This is a genomic window from Pseudosporangium ferrugineum, assembly GCF_003002065.1.
Lineage (GTDB): Bacteria > Actinomycetota > Actinomycetes > Mycobacteriales > Micromonosporaceae > Actinoplanes > Actinoplanes ferrugineus_A.
In genome coordinates this window covers 321,009-338,052 of record NZ_PVZG01000001.1, presented here as the reverse complement: position 1 = coordinate 338,052, position 17,044 = coordinate 321,009, and the positions used below count along the sequence as shown (strand labels likewise).

13 protein-coding genes are annotated in these 17,044 nt (G+C 72.3%); 12 read left to right on the top strand and 1 reads right to left on the bottom strand.

Translation table 11 applies throughout. The annotated features are described in order from the left end of the window. Position 1: 1 nt before the first annotated feature. From CLV70_RS01505 to CLV70_RS01475, 7 genes are all read left to right on the top strand, one after another. On the top strand, positions 2–862 hold the full coding sequence (locus CLV70_RS01505; protein ID WP_106124484.1) for a carbohydrate ABC transporter permease: 861 nt from the start codon (positions 2–4) through the stop codon (positions 860–862). A gap of 14 nt (positions 863–876) precedes the next feature. Beyond that, positions 877–2,217 (top strand): ABC transporter substrate-binding protein, encoded by a 1,341-nt coding sequence (locus tag CLV70_RS01500; protein WP_106124483.1) that lies wholly within the window; start codon positions 877–879, stop codon positions 2,215–2,217. Continuing rightward, positions 2,214–4,211: a beta-galactosidase gene (locus CLV70_RS01495; protein ID WP_106124482.1), complete on the top strand. Its 1,998-nt coding sequence runs from the start codon at positions 2,214–2,216 to the stop codon at positions 4,209–4,211. The genes CLV70_RS01500 and CLV70_RS01495 overlap by 4 nt, the downstream gene beginning before the upstream one ends. A 267-nt stretch (positions 4,212–4,478) precedes the next feature. Beyond that, positions 4,479–5,231: a hypothetical protein gene (locus CLV70_RS01490; protein WP_106124481.1), complete on the top strand. Its 753-nt coding sequence runs from the start codon at positions 4,479–4,481 to the stop codon at positions 5,229–5,231. A gap of 206 nt (positions 5,232–5,437) precedes the next feature. Then, positions 5,438–8,350: a glycoside hydrolase family 48 protein gene (locus CLV70_RS01485; protein WP_106124480.1), complete on the top strand. Its 2,913-nt coding sequence runs from the start codon at positions 5,438–5,440 to the stop codon at positions 8,348–8,350. Positions 8,351–8,366: 16 nt separating this feature from the next. Continuing rightward, positions 8,367–9,443: a lytic polysaccharide monooxygenase gene (locus tag CLV70_RS01480; protein WP_106124479.1), complete on the top strand. Its 1,077-nt coding sequence runs from the start codon at positions 8,367–8,369 to the stop codon at positions 9,441–9,443. Positions 9,444–9,601: 158 nt separating this feature from the next. Beyond that, positions 9,602–10,594, top strand: a complete 993-nt coding sequence (locus tag CLV70_RS01475) for an AbfB domain-containing protein (RefSeq protein WP_106124478.1) — start codon at positions 9,602–9,604, stop codon at positions 10,592–10,594. 1 nt (position 10,595) lies between these two features. Here CLV70_RS01475 and CLV70_RS01470 read toward each other — a convergent pair whose 3' ends face one another. Next, complete coding sequence (locus tag CLV70_RS01470) at positions 10,596–11,594, bottom strand: LacI family DNA-binding transcriptional regulator (protein WP_106124982.1); 999 nt, start codon at positions 11,592–11,594, stop codon at positions 10,596–10,598. Positions 11,595–11,884: 290 nt separating this feature from the next. Here CLV70_RS01470 and CLV70_RS01465 point away from each other — a divergent pair, with 290 nt between their 5' ends. Genes CLV70_RS01465 through CLV70_RS01445 form a run of 5 tightly spaced genes read left to right on the top strand, consistent with a single transcriptional unit; the run spans position 11,885 to position 17,027 of the window. Continuing rightward, positions 11,885–12,871 (top strand): ABC transporter substrate-binding protein, encoded by a 987-nt coding sequence (locus CLV70_RS01465; RefSeq protein WP_106124477.1) that lies wholly within the window; start codon positions 11,885–11,887, stop codon positions 12,869–12,871. Between the two features lie 56 nt (positions 12,872–12,927). Beyond that, on the top strand, positions 12,928–14,487 hold the full coding sequence (locus tag CLV70_RS01460) for a sugar ABC transporter ATP-binding protein (protein ID WP_106124476.1): 1,560 nt from the start codon (positions 12,928–12,930) through the stop codon (positions 14,485–14,487). After that, a complete protein-coding gene (locus tag CLV70_RS01455) occupies positions 14,484–15,494 on the top strand; it encodes an ABC transporter permease (RefSeq protein ID WP_106124475.1) in 1,011 nt (336 codons plus the stop codon). Before CLV70_RS01460 ends, CLV70_RS01455 begins: the two co-directional genes overlap by 4 nt. Further along, entirely contained in the window at positions 15,491–16,501 is a 1,011-nt protein-coding gene (yjfF, locus tag CLV70_RS01450; RefSeq protein WP_106124474.1) for a galactofuranose ABC transporter, permease protein YjfF, read from the top strand. Before CLV70_RS01455 ends, yjfF begins: the two co-directional genes overlap by 4 nt. Position 16,502: 1 nt before the next feature. Further along, positions 16,503–17,027, top strand: coding sequence for an RICIN domain-containing protein (locus CLV70_RS01445; RefSeq protein WP_106124473.1), 525 nt, complete (start codon positions 16,503–16,505; stop codon positions 17,025–17,027). Positions 17,028–17,044: the final 17 nt, after the last annotated feature.

Genomic DNA, 17,044 nt, shown 5'->3' with positions numbered 1-17,044 from the left:
CATGGCGAAGGGGATCCGGCGCCGCCGCAGCGCGCTGCTCACCGCCCTGACCGGCATCGTGCTGATCTACAGCCTCGTCCCGCTGGTCTGGCTGGTGCTGAACGCGACCAAAACCCAGGAGGGGCTGTTCAGCTCGTTCGGCCTGTGGTTCGACGACGGCCGGTTCGCGCTCGGCGACAACATCCGGCAGACCCTCACGTACGACGACGGCATCTTCCTGCGGTGGCTCGGCAACACGCTGCTCTACGTGGTCGCCGGCGCCGGCGGCGCGACCCTGCTGGCGGTGCTCGCCGGGTACGGCCTCGCCACGTACGACTTCCCGGGCCGGCGCGGCGTCTTCGCCACCGTCATCGGCGCGGTCGCCGTGCCGGGCACCGCGCTGGCCGTGCCGACGTTCCTCATGTTCAGCCGCCTGGGCCTGACCGACACCCCGTGGGCGGTCATCGTCCCCTCGCTGATCTCGCCCTTCGGCCTCTACCTCATGTGGACGTTCACCCGGGAGGCGGTGCCCGCGGAGATCATCGAGGCGGCCCGGATGGACGGGGCGAGCGAGCTGCGGACCTTCTACCGCATCGCCGTGCCGATGCTCGCCCCCGGCATCGTCACCGTCCTGCTGTTCAGCATGGTCGCCACCTGGAACAACTACTTCCTGCCCCTGATCATGCTGCGCGACCCGGACTGGTACCCCCTGACGCTCGGCCTCAGCGCCTGGAACGCGCAGGCCGCCACGGCCGGCGGCCAGCCGGTCTTCCACCTCGTCATCACCGGATCGCTGCTCACCGTCCTCCCGCTGCTGGCCGCCTTCCTGCTGCTGCAGCGCTACTGGCAGTCCGGCCTCGCCGCCGGCAGCGTCAAGCAATAGAAGGGACCCCAGCCATGCGTACGTATCCCCGGCGTCGCCTGCTCGGTGCGGCAGCCCTCGCCACCGCCCTCGTCCTCGCCGGCTGCGGCGGCAGCGACGACGACTCCGCCCCCTCCTCCGGCGCCCCGGTGTCGGAGGCCGACGTGCGGGCCGCGCTCCAGAAGGGCGGCAACCTGACCGTCTGGGCCTGGGAGCCCACCCTCAAGCAGGTCGTGGCGAAGTTCCAGCAGGCGTACCCCGCCGTCAAGGTCGACCTGGTCAACGCGGGCACCGGCAACGACCAGTACACCGCGGTGCAGAACGCCGTCGCGGCCGGTTCGGGCGGGCCGGACGTCGCCCAGATCGAGTACTACGCGCTGCCGCAGTTCGCCCTCGGCAAGTCCATCGCGGAGCTCGGCCCGTACGGCGCCGGCGCGCTGGAGAGCACGTTCACCCCCGGCCCGTGGGCGTCGGTGCACAGCGGCAAGGGCGTCTACGGGCTCCCGATGGACTCCGGGCCGATGGCGCTGTTCTACAACAAGCAGGTCTTCGACAAGCACGGCCTGAAGGTGCCCACCACCTGGGCCGAATACCTCGACGCCGCCCGCCGGCTGCACAAGGCCGACCCGAAGGCGTACATCGCCAACGACACCGGCGACGCCGGGTTCGTCACCAGCCTGATCTGGCAGGCCGGGGGCAAGCCCTATCAGGTCGACGGCACCACCGTGACGATCACCTTCGCCGACAGCGGTACGCAGCAGTTCGCCGCGGTGTGGCAGCAGCTCATCAGCGAGAAGCTGCTCGCGCCGATCGTGTCCTGGAGCGACCAGTGGTACCAGGGCCTGGGCAACGGGACGATCGCCACCCTGGCCACCGGCGCGTGGATGCCGGCGAACTTCACCTCGGGCGTCCCGGCGGCCTCCGGCAGGTGGCGCGTGGCCCCGCTGCCGCAGTGGCAGGCGGGCGCCAAGGCGTCGGCCGAGAACGGCGGCAGCTCGCTGGCCATCATGGAGAAGAGCGGCAACAAGGCGCTCGCGTACGCGTTCCTGCGCTACGCGACCGACGGCGACGGGGTGCAGACCCGGGTGGACAACGGCGCCTTCCCGGCCACCACCGCGCAGCTCACCTCGCCGGCGTTCCTGGACAGCAAGTTCGCCTACTTCGGCGGGCAGCAGGCCAACCGGATCTTCGCCGAGTCCGCCCGCAACGTGGCCGGCGGCTGGTCGTACCTGCCCTTCCAGGTGTACGCCAACAGCATCTTCAAGGACACGGTCGGTCAGGCGTACGTGTCCGCCACCCCGCTCGCCGACGGGCTGAAGGCGTGGCAGGACCGGTCCGCGAAGTACGGCAAGGAGCAGGGGTTCACGGTCAAGTGACGACACCACCACGCTGGCTCCGGCCCACCCGGCCGGGACAGCCACCACGGCTCGAGTACGGCGCCGACTACAACCCCGAGCAGTGGCCGCGCGAGGTGTGGGACGAGGACGTCCGGGCGATGCGCGCGGCCGGCGTCACCGTCGTGTCGCTGGCCATCTTCTCGTGGGCGCTGCTCGAGCCCGAGGAGGGCGCGTACGACTTCGGCTGGCTCGACGAGGTCATGGACCTGCTGCACGCCGGGGGCATCGCGGTCGACCTGGCCACGGCGACGGCCTCCCCGCCGCCGTGGCTCACCGCGCGGCACCCGGAGATCCTGCCGGTCGACCGGCACGGCCGCACGGTCTGGCCCGGCGGCCGGCAGCACTGGCGGCCGACGTCGCCGGTGTTCCGCGAGCACGCGCTGCGCCTGGTCCGGCGGATGGCGGGCCGGTACGCCACCCACCCGGCGCTCGCCGCCTGGCACGTCTCCAACGAGCTGGGCTGCCACAACGCGTACGACTACTCCGCCGACGCGGCCGCGGCCTTCCGCGCCTGGCTGCAACGCCGGTACGGCGACCTGGCCGCCCTCAACGCGGCATGGGGGACGGCCTTCTGGTCGCAGCACTACTCCGGCTGGTCGCAGGTCCTGCCGCCGCGGATGGCGGCGACCCACCCGAACCCGACCCAGCAGCTCGACTTCAAACGGTTCTCGTCCGACGCGCTCAAGGACCATCTGCGGGCCGAGCGGGACGTCCTGCGCGAGCTCACCCCGGACGTGCCGGTGACCACGAACTTCATGGTCATGGGCGGCACGAAGGCGATGGACTACGCCGACTGGGCCGCGGAGGTCGACTTCGTCGCCAACGACCACTACGTGCAGCGGACCGCGCGCCCGCTCGACGAGCTGTCCTTCTCGGCCAACCTCACCGGCAACCTGGCGGGCGGGCGCCCGTGGTTCCTCATGGAGCACTCGACGAGCGCGGTCAACTGGCAGCCGATCAACGTGCCGAAGCGGCCCGGCGACCTGGAACGCCACTCGCTCACGCACGTCGCGCACGGCGCCGACGCGGTGTGCTTCTTCCAGTGGCGGCAGTCGCGGGCGGGCGCCGAGAAGTACCACTCGGCGATGGTGCCGCACGCGGGGGAGGACAGCACGGTCTTCCGCGACGTGACCGCGCTGGGGGAGACGCTGCGGCGGCTGGCGGCGGTCGCGGGCCGTGACCGTACGCGGGCCCGGGTCGCCGTGCTCTTCGACTGGACCTCGTGGTGGGCCGTGGAACAGGACTCGCACCCGACCGACCGGCTGCGCTACCGCGAGGAGGCCCTGGACTGGTACTCGGCGCTGCTGGACCTGGGCGTGCGCGCGGACGTCCTGCCGGTCGGTGCCGACTTCGCGGACTACGACCTGGTCGTGGCGCCGGTGCTGCACGTCGTCCCGGCGGGCCTGCGGCAGCGGCTGGAGGCGTACGTGGCCGGCGGCGGCCACCTGGTGACCACGTACTTCTCGGGCATCGTCGACGAGCACGACCATGTGTGGCTCGGCGGTTACCCCGGGGCGCTGCGGGAGCTGCTCGGCATCCGCATCGAGGAGTTCGCCCCGCTGCCGGACGGCGACCGGGCAACGCTCGACAACGGTACGGCGGGCACCCTCTGGACCGACCGGATCGAGGTGACCGGGGAGGGCGTGGAGGTGCTCGCGCGCTACGGCGACGGCCGGCCCGCGATCACCCGCCGGGAGCACGCGGGTGGCTCGGCCGCGTACGTGTCGACCCGCCTCGGCCCGGACGGCCTGGCGCCGCTGCTCGGCGAGCTGCTCGGCCGCTCGGGGGTGGAGAGCGAACTGCCGCCGGAGTTGCGCGGCCGCGTCGAGCTGGCCGTACGCGGGGAATTCCGGTTCCTGATCAACCGCACGGACGAGCCGGTCGGCCTGGCCGGTCTGCCGGGCGAGCCGCTGCACGGCCCCCTCGACCGGCTCGGACCCCGGGGCGTGACCGTCCTGCGCGCCCCGGAATAAAAGATCGCGGACCCGGGCAACCTTTCCGGGCCGGACGAGCACTAGGGGGTTGTTCGCCCGCGGGGAGGCCGTTCCCGGACCTCACCGGTCTCCTCGCGCGCGACGGAACGTACGCCCGGCCGCGACCGGCCCGGGACCCCGGCTGCCCCGGCCCCCACCCCCCTCCGCCGGGGCAGCCGGCACCACCGCCACGGGAGGACGGCGTGAGCGACCCCGGCACCCGGCGCGTGCGGCGCGTGACCGTGCGAGGCCACCGTGGGTGAGCGGATGCTCCGCCTGGCGTTGCGCGAGGAGGCGGCGCGGCACCTGCCGGACCGCGCCGTGATGCTGGCCCGGGTGGCGCGAGGACGGGCCCGCCCCGCCCGCCCGGCCCTGCTCCGGCTGCGCCCCCTCGCGGCGGCCGGTGCGGTCGCGGTCGTGCTGGCGCTCAGCATCGCCGGCGTGCGCCTGGCGGGCGGCGGCCCTGATCACGCCCCGGTTTCGGGCCCGGCGCCCGGCCCGCCACCCGGCCCGCCCTCGGCCGCGCCGCCCGTTTCCCCCTCGGCCGCGCCGCCCGTTTCCCCCTCGGTCACGCCGCCCGGCGGCCGGGAGCCCCGCGGGTCCGCGTCGAGCGGCGCCACCCGCCGGCCGCCCGGCACGACGGATTCGTTCCTGAGTTCACAGGGGGCCGTCGACCCCGGCTCGCACCGTGGCTGGTCACAGGGCAACGTCACGCTGCGCACCGGCCGGACCGTCAGCTCGCTGCGGGTGACCGTGGTGGTGGCGCGTACCGCCGGGGCGGCCGGTGCGGGCCGGTGGAGCACCGTGCCGGCCACCCTGCTCACCAGCGACGTGTCGGAGCGGGCGGACCGGATCGTCTACCGGTTCGTCCTGCGCGAGGGCGTCACCCTGCCGGCCGGGACCTACGTCTTCGCGGTCCAGTATTCGCACGCGACCGGCGGGCGCTCCCCGGCCGCCGACACCTATGCGGCGACCGCCGCCGACGGTCGCACGCAAGCGCAGGTCGCGGGCGGCTTCTGACCCTGCGGGCGGGTTGTCGCCTACTCGGTTCAGCGGAGCCGGCATCGGCGTCCGCCGATGCGCTTGTTGCCGGCTCTTGACTTCCGGATGAACAACGCCCACATTCATGGGAGCGCTCCCATCAGAGACGTCCGTCGATGGCGCTGCCCCGGCGCCGCGACGTCCGGCCCCCGTCCCCTCCCCCCGTCCTCGCAGAAGGGAACCCCATGAGACGGAAGGCAAGAAGGGCCCTCGCGGCCTTCGGTGCCTCGCTCCTCGGCACCGGCCTCGTCATCACCGCGGCACCACCGCCCGCGCAGGCAGCCGCCGCCTGCACGGTCGTCTACCGGGTGGCGAGCCAGTGGAGCGGCGGCTTCACCGGCGATATCGCGATCACCAACACCGGCGACCCGGTCACCGGCTGGCGCCTCGAATTCGACTTCCCCGACGCCGGCCAGCGCGTCACCCAGGGCTGGAGCGCCACGTACGCGCAGAGCGGCGCGCACGTCACCGTGAACAACGCCGCCTGGAACGGCAACCTCGGCACCGGCGCGAGCGTCAGCACCGGCTTCAACGGCACGTTCACCTCGGCGAACCCGGTGCCGACGGCGTTCACGCTCAACGGCACGCGCTGCAACGAGACCGCCGCGGCCCCGGCCGTGGAGATCAGCAGCCCGGCGGCGAACGCCCGGTTCACCGCGCCCGCGTCGATCCCGATCGCGGCCACCGCCACGGCGGCGAGCGGGCGGACGGTCAGCAAGGTCGAGTTCTACCACGACGGTCTGCTGCTGGGGACCGACACCTCGGCGCCGTACGCCTACACGTGGACCGGCGTGCCCGCGCAGACCGCCGCGTACCGGGTGCAGGCCGTCGCGTACGACTCGGCCGGAGTGAAGAGCCCGACCGCGGACGTACCCGTGTTCGTGGACGCCTCGGCGAACCCGGCGATCGTCGCCGACGCCACGTCGGTGACCGTGGCGCCGGGCGAGAGTGCCACCTTCAAGGTGTCGCTGTCGAAGGCGCCGGCCGCGAACACCACCGTGACGATCGCGCGGACCGCGGGTGCCACCACCGTCTCCGCCGCGCCCACCACGCTGACGTTCACCCCGTCGAACTGGGGCACCGGCCAGACGGTGACCGTGTCGGCCGCCGCGGACGCGGCGACGAACACCTCGGCCACCTTCACCGCGAGCGCGTCCGGCCTCACCGGCGCGACCGTCACCGCGCTGGTGGCCGCCGAGGGCAGCGCCGACGCCCGGTTCGCCCAGCTCTACAGCGACATCAAGAACCCGGCGAACGGCTACTTCAGTACCGAGGGCGTGCCGTACCACTCGATCGAGACGCTGATCGACGAGGCGCCCGACCACGGCCACGAGACGACCTCCGAGGCGTTCAGCTACTGGCTGTGGCTGGAGGCCGAGCACGGCCAGGTGACGGGGGAGTGGGCGCCGTTCAACACCGCGTGGCAGACGATGGAGAAGTACATCATCCCGTCGCACGCCGACCAGCCCACCAACGACAAGTACGACCCGTCGAAGCCGGCCACGTACGCCGCCGAGCACCCGCTGCCGTCGCAGTACCCGTCGCAGCTGGAGTCCGGCGTGTCGGTGGGGCAGGACCCGCTGGCCAACGAGCTGAAGACCGCGTACGGCACGTCGGACGTCTACGGCATGCACTGGCTGCTGGACGTCGACAACACGTACGGCTTCGGCCGCTGCGGCGACGGCACCACCCGGGTCGTCTACATCAACACCTTCCAGCGCGGCCCGCAGGAGTCGACGTTCGAGACCGTGCCGCAGCCGTCCTGCGACACCTTCAAGCACGGCGGCCCCAACGGCTACCTCGACCTGTTCACCAAGGACACGTCGTACGCCAAGCAGTGGAAGTACACCAACGCCCCGGACGCGGACTCGCGCGCGGTGCAGGCGGCGTACTGGGCGCTCACCTGGGCGACCGCGCAGGGCAAGGCGTCGCAGATCTCCGCGGCCGTCGCCAACGCCGCGAAGATGGGTGACTACCTGCGCTACTCCTTCTACGACAAGTACTTCAAGAACCCGGGCTGCACCTCCACCTCGTGCCCCGCGGGCAGCGGCAAGAGCAGCTCGAACAACCTGATGTCCTGGTACTACGCGTGGGGCGGGGCGACCGACACCCAGGCCGGCTGGGCCTGGCGGATCGGCTCCAGCACCAGCCACTTCGGCTACCAGAACCCGATGGCCGCGTACGTGCTCGCGAACGTCAGCGCGCTCACGCCGAAGTCGCCGACCGCCAAGGCGGACTGGCAGGCCAGCCTCAACCGGCAGCTGGAGTTCTACCAGTGGCTGCAGTCGGCCGAGGGCGGTATCGCCGGCGGCGCGACGAACAGCTGGCAGGGCTCGTACCAGGCCCCGCCGTCCGGCACGCCGACGTTCTACGGCCTCTCGTACGTCGAGGCGCCCGTCTACGAGGACCCGCCGTCGAACCGCTGGTTCGGCATGCAGACCTGGTCGCTGGAGCGGCTCGCCGAGTACTACTACCTGACCGGCGACGCCAAGGCCAAGTCGGTGCTGGACAAGTGGGTGCCGTGGGCGCTGGACAACACCACGATCGGCGCGGACACCTTCGCCATCCCGTCGGACCTGGCGTGGACCGGCAAGCCGAACACGTGGAACCCGTCGAGCCCGGCGGCCAACACCGGCCTGCACGTCGAGGTCACCAGCAAGGGCCAGGACCTCGGGGTGGCCGGCTCGTTCGCCAAGCTGCTCACGTACTACGCGGCCAAGTCCGGCAACGCGCGGGCGAAGACCGCCGCCAAGGGGCTGCTCGACGCGGTCTGGGCGTACAAGGACAGCAAGGGCGTGTCGGTGACCGAGACCCGCGCCGACTACCACCGCATGGACGACGTCTACGACCCGGCCACCGGCCAGGGCATCTACATCCCGCCGGGCTGGAGCGGCAAGATGCCGAACGGCGACGCCATCAAGCCGGGCGTGTCGTTCGTGGACATCCGCTCCTTCTACAAGAAGGACCCGGACTGGCCGAAGGTGCAGTCATACCTCGACGGCGGCCCGGCACCCACCTTCAACTACCACCGCTTCTGGGCCCAGGTCGACGTCGCCACCGGCTACGCGGACTACGCCCGGCTCTTCCCCAACGGCTAGAAGGAAGGAGTTGACGATGCGAAAGGCGAAATGGATGGCCGCCGCCGTCCTGCTGCTCACCGGGGTCGGCGTGGCGGTCCTGCAGGCCCGGCCGGCCGAGGCGCACGGCGCGATGATGGCGCCCGGCAGCCGCACGTACCTGTGCTGGAAGGACGGGCTGACGGCGAACGGCGCGATCCAGCCGAAGAACCCGGCGTGTGCCGCCGCCGTGGCCCAGAGCGGCACGACGTCGCTGTACAACTGGTTCGCCGTGCTGCGTTCCGACGGCGGGGGCCGGACGTCCGGCTTCATCCCGGACGGGCAGCTGTGCAGCGGCGGCACCGGGGGCCCGTACGACTTCACGGGCTTCAACCTGCCCCGCAGCGACTGGCCGCTGACCCACCTGACGTCCGGCGCGAGCATGCGCTTCGACTACAACAACTGGGCCAAGCACCCGGGCACGTTCTCGCTCTACGTCACCAAGGACAGCTGGAGCCCGACCCGGGCGCTGACCTGGAGCGACCTCGAGTCCACGCCGTTCTCCCAGGTCGTCAACCCCACCTCGGTGGGCGGCCCGGGCACCGAGGACGGCCGCTACTCCTGGACGGCGAACCTGCCGTCCGGCAAGACCGGCCGGCACCTGATCTACTCGGTCTGGTCGCGCTCGGACAGCCAGGAGACCTTCTACGGCTGCTCGGACGTCGTCTTCGACGGCGGCAACGGCCAGGTCACCGGGGTCGGCGACGGCACCACGCAGCCGCCGCCGAGCGACCCGCCGCCGTCCGGCCCGACCAGCCCGCCGCCGTCCGGCAGCGGAGGCTGCTCCGCGATGTACTCCACCACCGGGGGCTGGGGCGGCGGCTTCCAGGGCGAGATCATGGTGCACGCCGCCGGTACGCCGGTGAACGGCTGGACGGTCTCCTGGACGTTCCCGGGCGGCCAGACGGTCAACCAGGTGTGGAACGGCAGATACACCGCGGGCGGTTCGTTGTCGACGGTGCGTAACGAGACCTACAACGGCGCGATCGCCGCCAACGGTCACACCACGTTCGGGTTCCTCGGGTCGGGCACCGCGCCCACGAGCCTGAGCAACCTCACCTGCACCACCTCCTGATCCGCGCGCAAGCAGGCCCGGGACGCGGCTCCATCCCCGCGTCCCGGGCCGCCACGCGGGTTCCCTCTTGCCTTCCGGGCCGTTTGCCCCGACCATGGCGGGACGCGTTTCGCGTCTTTCGCACGTGATGCTCCGCCGCCCCCCCGGAACGGAAGTGCATGTCCACAGAGGATGAGTACCGGCCGCCCCTGCGCGTCGGCGGCTGGGTCGCCCCCGCCGACGGCCGCGCCCTGCCCCCGCAGCAGCCCGCCCCCGGTGTCCCCAGCGCCCTGTCCACGTCGTTCCTTGCCTCGGCCACCGCGACGGTGCCGGCGCCGGTCGCCGCCCCGGAGCGCCCCGACCCGCCCCGGCACCGGACCGCCGTCGTGGCCTGCGCCGCGCTCGCCGTCCTGACCGTGGTGGGCGTCGCGGCCCTGAACACCGGACGGCAGCCGTCGTCCGGTGGTCCCCGCTTCGTCACGCTGCCGACGGTGCCCACCGTCGCGGCCGCCCTGCCGGTCCCCGTCGGGTCGGGGCCGCCGTCCGCGCAGGCCGGGCCGTCCTCGGTGGGCGGCCGGCGGTCCCACTCGACCGCGAGCGTTGCGCCGTCGTCCCGGCCCGCCGCGGCCCCGGTGGCCCCTGGGCCGGGTCAAGCGGCGACCGGCCCGGCGACAACGGGCCCGGCGGTCGAGCCACCCGCGGCGCCCGCACCGACCCGCACCCGCACGACCGCTCCGCCGCAGCGGCGCGGGCCGTTCACCGTCGGCGCCGCGATGGGTCTCGAGCCCGCCCGGATGGCCGGCTTCCGGGTGCGTCACCGCGGCGACCAGGGCGTCGTCGACCGCATCGGCGCGAACAGCCCGGCACCGGAGCGCGCCGGCACCCGGTTCACGGTGCGGACCGGGCTCGCCGACGGCGCGTGCGTGTCGTTCGAGTCGGCGGACCGGCCGGGCCACTTCCTGCGGCACCGGTCCTTCCGGCTGCGGCTCGACCGGCGCGACGGCACGCCGCTCTTCGCCGCCGACGCGACGTTCTGCCCGGTCGACGGCCGCCGCCCGGGCACCGTCGTGCTGCGCTCGCAGAACTACCCCGACCGCTACGTGTCGCTGCGCTTCTTCCGGCTGGAGCTGGGTCGCCGCGGGACCGCTTTCACCGTACGGCCACCGCTGTGACTCACCGCGACGGCGGCGGGGCGGTGCTGCCCCGGACGACGAGCTCGGGGGAGACGACGATGTGCGCGGGCGGGCCGGCGTCCTCGCCGCCGGCCATGTGCTCGAGCAGCAGGGTGAGGCTGCGCCGGCCCATCTCGGCGAAGTCCTGGCGGACGGTGGTGAGCGGCGGCAGGAAGTAGCCGGAGTCCGGCATGTCGTCGAAGCCGACCACGCTGACCTCCTCGGGCACCCGGCGCCCGGCCTCGTGCAGGGCGCGCAGCACCCCGAGGGCGATGCGGTCGTTGGCGCAGAAGATCGCGGTGACCCCGGGGTCGCGGGCCAGCTCCTGCCCCTGCCGGTGCCCCCACTCGGCGTTCCACGAGCCGAAGCCGACCGGCGGCACCGGCGCGCCGGCCTCGTACAGGGTGTCGCGCCAGCCCTGGACCCGCTCCTGGGCCTCGGGCCAGTCGTGCGGGCCGCCGACGTGGTGGACGGTCCGGTGGCCCAGCTCGAGCAGGTGCCGGGTGGCGGCGCGGGAGCCGGCGGCGTTGTCGATGCGCACGGTCGGCACCGCGTCCGGGTCGCCGGCCCCGCCCACGGCGACACAGTAGAGGCCGGCCGGCGCCTGGAGCAGGCCGTTGGTGACCGCGGGCTTCGGCGCGATCGCGATGATGCCGTCCACCGCGTGCTGGGAGAGGCGGTCCACCGCGTCGAGCACCTCGCCGCGTTCCAGGTTGCGCACCGTCGCGATGCTCACCAGGTAGCCCGCCGTGCGCGCGGCGTCCTCGATGCCGTGCAGCATGGACGCCGGGCCGAACAGCGTGGTCTCGAAGCCGATCAGCCCCAGCGTGTGCGAGCGCCGGGTGACCAGCGTGCGGGCGGCGAGGTTGCGGCGGTAGTTCAGCGACTGCATCGCCTCCAGGACCCGGGTCCGCGTCTCCTGCTTGACGTTGGGGTGCTCGTTGAGCACGCGCGACACGGTCTGGTGGGAGACCCCGGCGAGTTTGGCGACGTCACGCATCACCGTGACCCGCTTCTTCGATGGCACGCGGCCCCCTTGTCGATCTCGCGTCGTGGCGGCTCACAGTCTAGATCCGGGGCACCCTCTTGACGCCGGGGTTGAGAACGGTAACACTCCTGAAACGCGCCGTGTGACGGATGACACTGCATAGAGCGGTGTGGCTGCCGTACCGGCCGCTGCCGCGTTGATCAACTCCGGCGCGGACGTGTCTTTTCCCTTCGACCTTCACGACCCGCAGCCCCCCGAACTTCAAATTGTGAACGCTAACAAGTGGAATTCCAGGAGGACCCATGTCCAGGAAGTGGACTGCCGCGCTCCTCGCCGGCGCCCTGGCCCTGACCGGGCCGGCCGGTTGCGGCGGCGAGGACGCCGGCTCCGGCGGCTCCGGCTCCGGCGGCGGCAAGATCACCCTCGGCTTCTCGCAGGTCGGCGCCGAGAGCGGCTGGCGTACGGCGAACACCAAGTCCATCCAGGAGTCGGCGGCCACCGCCGGCATCGACCTCAAGTTCTCCGACGCCCAGGGCAAGCAGGAGAACCAGATCAAGGCCCTCCGCTCGTTCATCGCCCAGCGCGTCGACGTCATCGCCTTCTCGCCGGTGGTGGAGTCGGGCTGGGACACCGTCCTCAAGGAGGCCAAGGACGCCGACATCCCGGTGATCCTGACCGACCGCGCGGTCGACTCCCAGGACACCTCGCTCTACAAGAGCTTCATCGGCTCCGACTTCGTGCTCGAGGGCAAGAAGGCGGGGGAGTGGCTGGTCAAGGAGTACGAGGGCAAGACCGACACGGTGAACATCGTCGAGCTGCAGGGCACCCCCGGCGCGGCGCCGGCCAACGACCGCAAGGCCGGCTTCGCCGACGTCATCAAGGCCGACCCCAAGTTCAAGGTGATCGCCTCGCAGACCGGGCAGTTCACGCGTACGGACGGCAAGGAGGTCATGGAGGCCTTCCTCAAGACCTACCCCGACATCGACGTGCTGTACGCGCACAACGACGACATGGGGCTCGGCGCCATCGAGGCGATCGAGGCGGCCGGCAAGAAGCCCGGCACCGACATCAAGATCATCACGGTGGACGCGGTCAAGGACGGCATGACGGCGCTGGCCGGCGGAAAGATCAACTACATCGTGGAGTGCAGCCCGCTCCTTGGCCCCCAGCTGATGGACCTGGCCAAGAAGGTCAAGGCCGGCGAGCAGGTGCCCCAGCGGGTGCTGACCGAGGAGACCACCTTCACCCAGGAACAGGCCAAGGCCGCCCTGCCCGACCGCAAGTACTGACCGTCCGGCGGCCGCCCCGGGACCCGGGGCGGCCGCCGCCTCACGAAGGGCCCGGCATGAGCGACCGGCCGATCCTGGAGATGACCGGGATCCGCAAGACCTTTCCCGGCGTCGTCGCCCTCGACGGGGTCGACTTCCGGCTGTTCCCCGGCGAGGTGCACGCCCTCATGGGCGAGAACGGCGCCGGCAAGTCGACCCTGATCAAGGTGCTGACCGGCGTCTACGGCATCGACGGCGGCGATGTACGGCTGGCCGGCGAACCGGTGCACTTCGCCGGGCCCCTCCAGGCGCAGCAGGCCGGGGTCAGCACCGTCTACCAGGAGGTCAACCTCTGCCCCAACCTGTCGGTGGCGGAGAACGTCTGCATCGGCCGCGAGCCGCGCCGCCTCGGCCGGATCCGCTGGGCCGCGATGCGCCGCCGGGCCGCCGACCTGCTCGCCGGCCTCGACCTGGACCTCGACGTCTCCGCGCCGCTGCACTCCTACTCCCTGGCCATCCAGCAGATGGTCGCCATCGCCCGCGCGGTGGACCCCGCTGCCGCCCCAGCCACCCGCCCTCAACCGGAGGCCTCCGGCCGCGGATCTCGGGTCCTGATCCTCGACGAGCCGACGTCGAGTCTGGACGCGTCCGAGGTGGCGCGGCTGTTCGAGGTGATCCGACGGCTCAAGCGCGACGGCGTGGCGATCCTGTTCGTGTCGCACTTCCTCGACCAGGTCTACGAGATCGCCGACCGGATGACCGTGCTGCGCAACGGGACGCTGATCGGCGAGTACCGCACCGCCGAACTGCCGCAGATGGAACTGGTCACCAAGATGATCGGCAAGGAGCTGACCGTCCTCGAACGGCTCGACGACCAGACCCGCCACGCCGCGGCCCCCGGTGAGCCGATCGTCGCCGCGCACGGGCTCGGCCGTACCGGAGCGGTCGCGCCCTTCGATCTGACCATCCGCGGCGGTGAGATCGTCGGGCTGGCCGGGCTGCTCGGCTCCGGCCGCACGGAGGTCGCGCGGCTGCTCTACGGCGCCGACCGGCCCGACAGCGGCCGCGTCGAGATCGACGGCAGGCCGGTCACCCTGCGGGCACCGCGCACGGCCATGCACCACGGCATCGCCTTCTCCTCGGAGAACCGCCGCACCGAGGGCATCATCGGCGAGCTGAGCGTACGGGAGAACATCGTCCTCGCTCTTCAGGCCGCCCGTGGCTGGGCCCGGCCCGTCCCGCGCCGCCGGCAGGACGAGCTTGTCGCCAGGTACGTCAAGGCGCTCGACATCCGGCCCGCCGACCCGGAGATCCCGGTGCGCAACCTCAGCGGCGGCAACCAGCAGAAGGTCCTGCTGGCCCGCTGGCTGATCACCGAGCCGCGGCTACTCATCGTCGACGAGCCCACCCGCGGCATCGACGTCGGCGCCAAGGCCGAGATCCAGAAGCTCCTCGTCGAGCTCGCCGGCGGCGGCATGGCCGTGCTGTTCGTCAGCGCCGAGCTGGAGGAGGTGCTGCGGCTCAGCCACAAGATCGAGGTGCTGCGCGACCGGCGCCTCGTCGAGGAGATCGAGAACACGGACGGCGTCGACGCCGACCGGATCATGCAGACCATCGCGAGCGGAGCCACCCCATGACCGCCCTGACCCGGCACCGCCTCTTCTGGCCGGCCGTCGTCCTCGTCCTGCTGCTGGTGAGCAACGTCTTCTTCGCCCCGCGGTTCTTCTCGATCACCCTGCAGGACGGCCACCTCTACGGCTCGCTGATCGACGTGCTGCGCTCCAGCACCCCGCTCGTGCTGGTCGCGCTCGGCATGACGGTGGTCATCGCCACCGGCGGCATCGACCTGTCGGTCGGCTCGGTCATGGCCATCGCCGGCGCCCTCGCCTGCCTGATGATCGGCGACCTGCCCGACCAGGGCAGCGTCGGCGGGGTGCTGCTCGCCGTCGTCGCCGCCGTCGGCCTCGCGGCCGTCCTCGGCATCTGGAACGGCGTCCTGGTCACGGTCATCGGCATCCAGCCGATCATCGCCACGCTCATCCTCATGGTGGCCGGGCGCGGCATCGCCCAGCTGCTCACCGACGGCCAGATCATCAACGTCTCGTCGCCGCCGTTCCGGATGATCGGCGCCGGCTACTTCCTCACCCTGCCCGTGTCGGTGCTGATCGTCGCCGCCGTCGTGGTGGCCGCCGCGCTGCTCACCCGCCGGTCCGCGCTCGGCGTCCTGGTCGAGGCCGTCGGGGCCAGCCCCACCGCGAGCCGGCTGGCCGGCATCCGGGCCCGCGGGCTGACGATCATGGCGTACGTGTTCGCGGCCGTCTGCGCCGCCGTCGCCGGCCTCATCTTCAGCTCCAACGTGGCCAGCGCCGACAGCAACGCGGCCGGCAACCTCATCGAGCTGGACGCCATCCTCGCCGTCGTCATCGGCGGCACGGCCCTCACCGGCGGCCGGTTCTCCCTGGCGGGCAGCGTGCTCGGGGCCGTCCTGATCTCGGCGCTCGACATCACCACGTACACGATCGGCATCCCGGCCGAGACGACCCTGCTGTTCAAGGCGGTCGTCGTGGTCGTGCTCTGCCTGAGCCAGTCCGCCGCCTTCCGCGCGGTCGTGTTCCGCCGCCGGACCGTAGGAGCCTCCGCATGATCGACGTCAGCGCCCCGCCCCGGCCCGCCACGGCCGCGCCGCCCCGGCGCCGCCGCGGCCTCGACCGGCGCCACGTCCCGGTCCTGGTCACCCTGGGCCTGCTGATCGCCATGTACGCCACCGGGGTCGGCAACTACGAGAACTTCTCCGACACCCAGGTCCTGCTGAACGTCTTCGTGGACAACGCGTTCCTGCTCGTCGTCGCGGTCGGCATGACGTTCGTGATCCTCACCGGCGGCATCGACCTGTCGGTGGGCGCGGTGGTGGCACTGACCACGGTCGTCGCCGCCACGCTGCTCGACGCGGGCTGGCCGGCGATCGTCGTGCTGCCCCTGGTGCTGCTCATGGGCACGGTGCTCGGCCTCGGCATGGGCGCGGTCATCCACTACTTCAAGGTGGAGCCGTTCATCGCCACTCTGGCCGGCATGTTCCTCGCCCGCGGGCTGTCGCTCCTGATCAACCGCAACTCCATCCCGATCACCGACCCGTTCTGGACGGCGATGGCCCAGGAACGCATCCGCTTCGCCCCCGGCGTGTTCATCTCCACGAGCGTCGTCATCGCGCTGGTGGCGGTGCTGATCGGGGCGTTCGTGCTGGCGTACACGCGCTTCGGCCGTACCGTCTATGCGATCGGCGGCAACGCCGACTCGGCGCTGCTCATGGGCCTGCCGGTCGGCCGCACCCGGATCGCGGTCTACACGGTGAGCGGCTTCTGCTCGTCCCTGGGCGGCGTCCTGCTCAGCTTCTACATGCTCTCGGGCTACAGCCTGCACGCGCAGGGCATGGAACTGGACGCCATCGCGGCGGTCGTCATCGGCGGCGTGCTGCTGACCGGCGGCTCGGGCTACCTGTTCGGCACGGTGCTCGGCGTGCTGGTGCTCGGCCTGATCCAGACGATCATCACCTTCCAGGGAACCCTGAGCTCCTGGTGGACGAAGATCGTGATCGGCATCCTGCTGTTCGCCTTCATCGTCCTGCAGCGCCTCGTCACCCGGCGCGCCCGCTGAGATGCTGTTCCGCCTCGTCAACGCGGGGACGGGCGCGGTCCTGCCCATCCGCGACGTCACGCCGGTCGGCAACGCGCTGACCTGGCAGTGGGCCCCGCCCCGCCCGCCGCCGCCGGGCCGGGCGGGCGGCGAACTCTGGGAACCCGTCGACATGGGCGACGGCACGCAGCAGCTCCGCGACCTGGCCGGCGGCGGCCGGCTCCTCGGCGAGGCCGGGCCCCGCGCCCGCGCCTGGTGGTTCGTGCCGGACGGCCCGCACACGATCGAACACGCCCGGACCGGCCTGCGGCTGGGCGGCGAGGGCTGCCGCTGGGAGGCGGACTACCGGGTCAACGGCTGCTTCCAGCTCCGGGACGCGGAGACCGGGCGGGCGCTGGGCCGGCTGTGGCGCCTGCGCTACGGCGGTGCCGGGACGTTCCGCATCCAGAACGCCGCGACCGGCCGGGTCCTGAGCGTCACCCCCGGCGGGCGGGTGGCGGAGGTGGGCGACGGCCGCACCCCCGACCGCCTGTGGCGCTTCCTCTGACCGTCCCCGGTCACCTT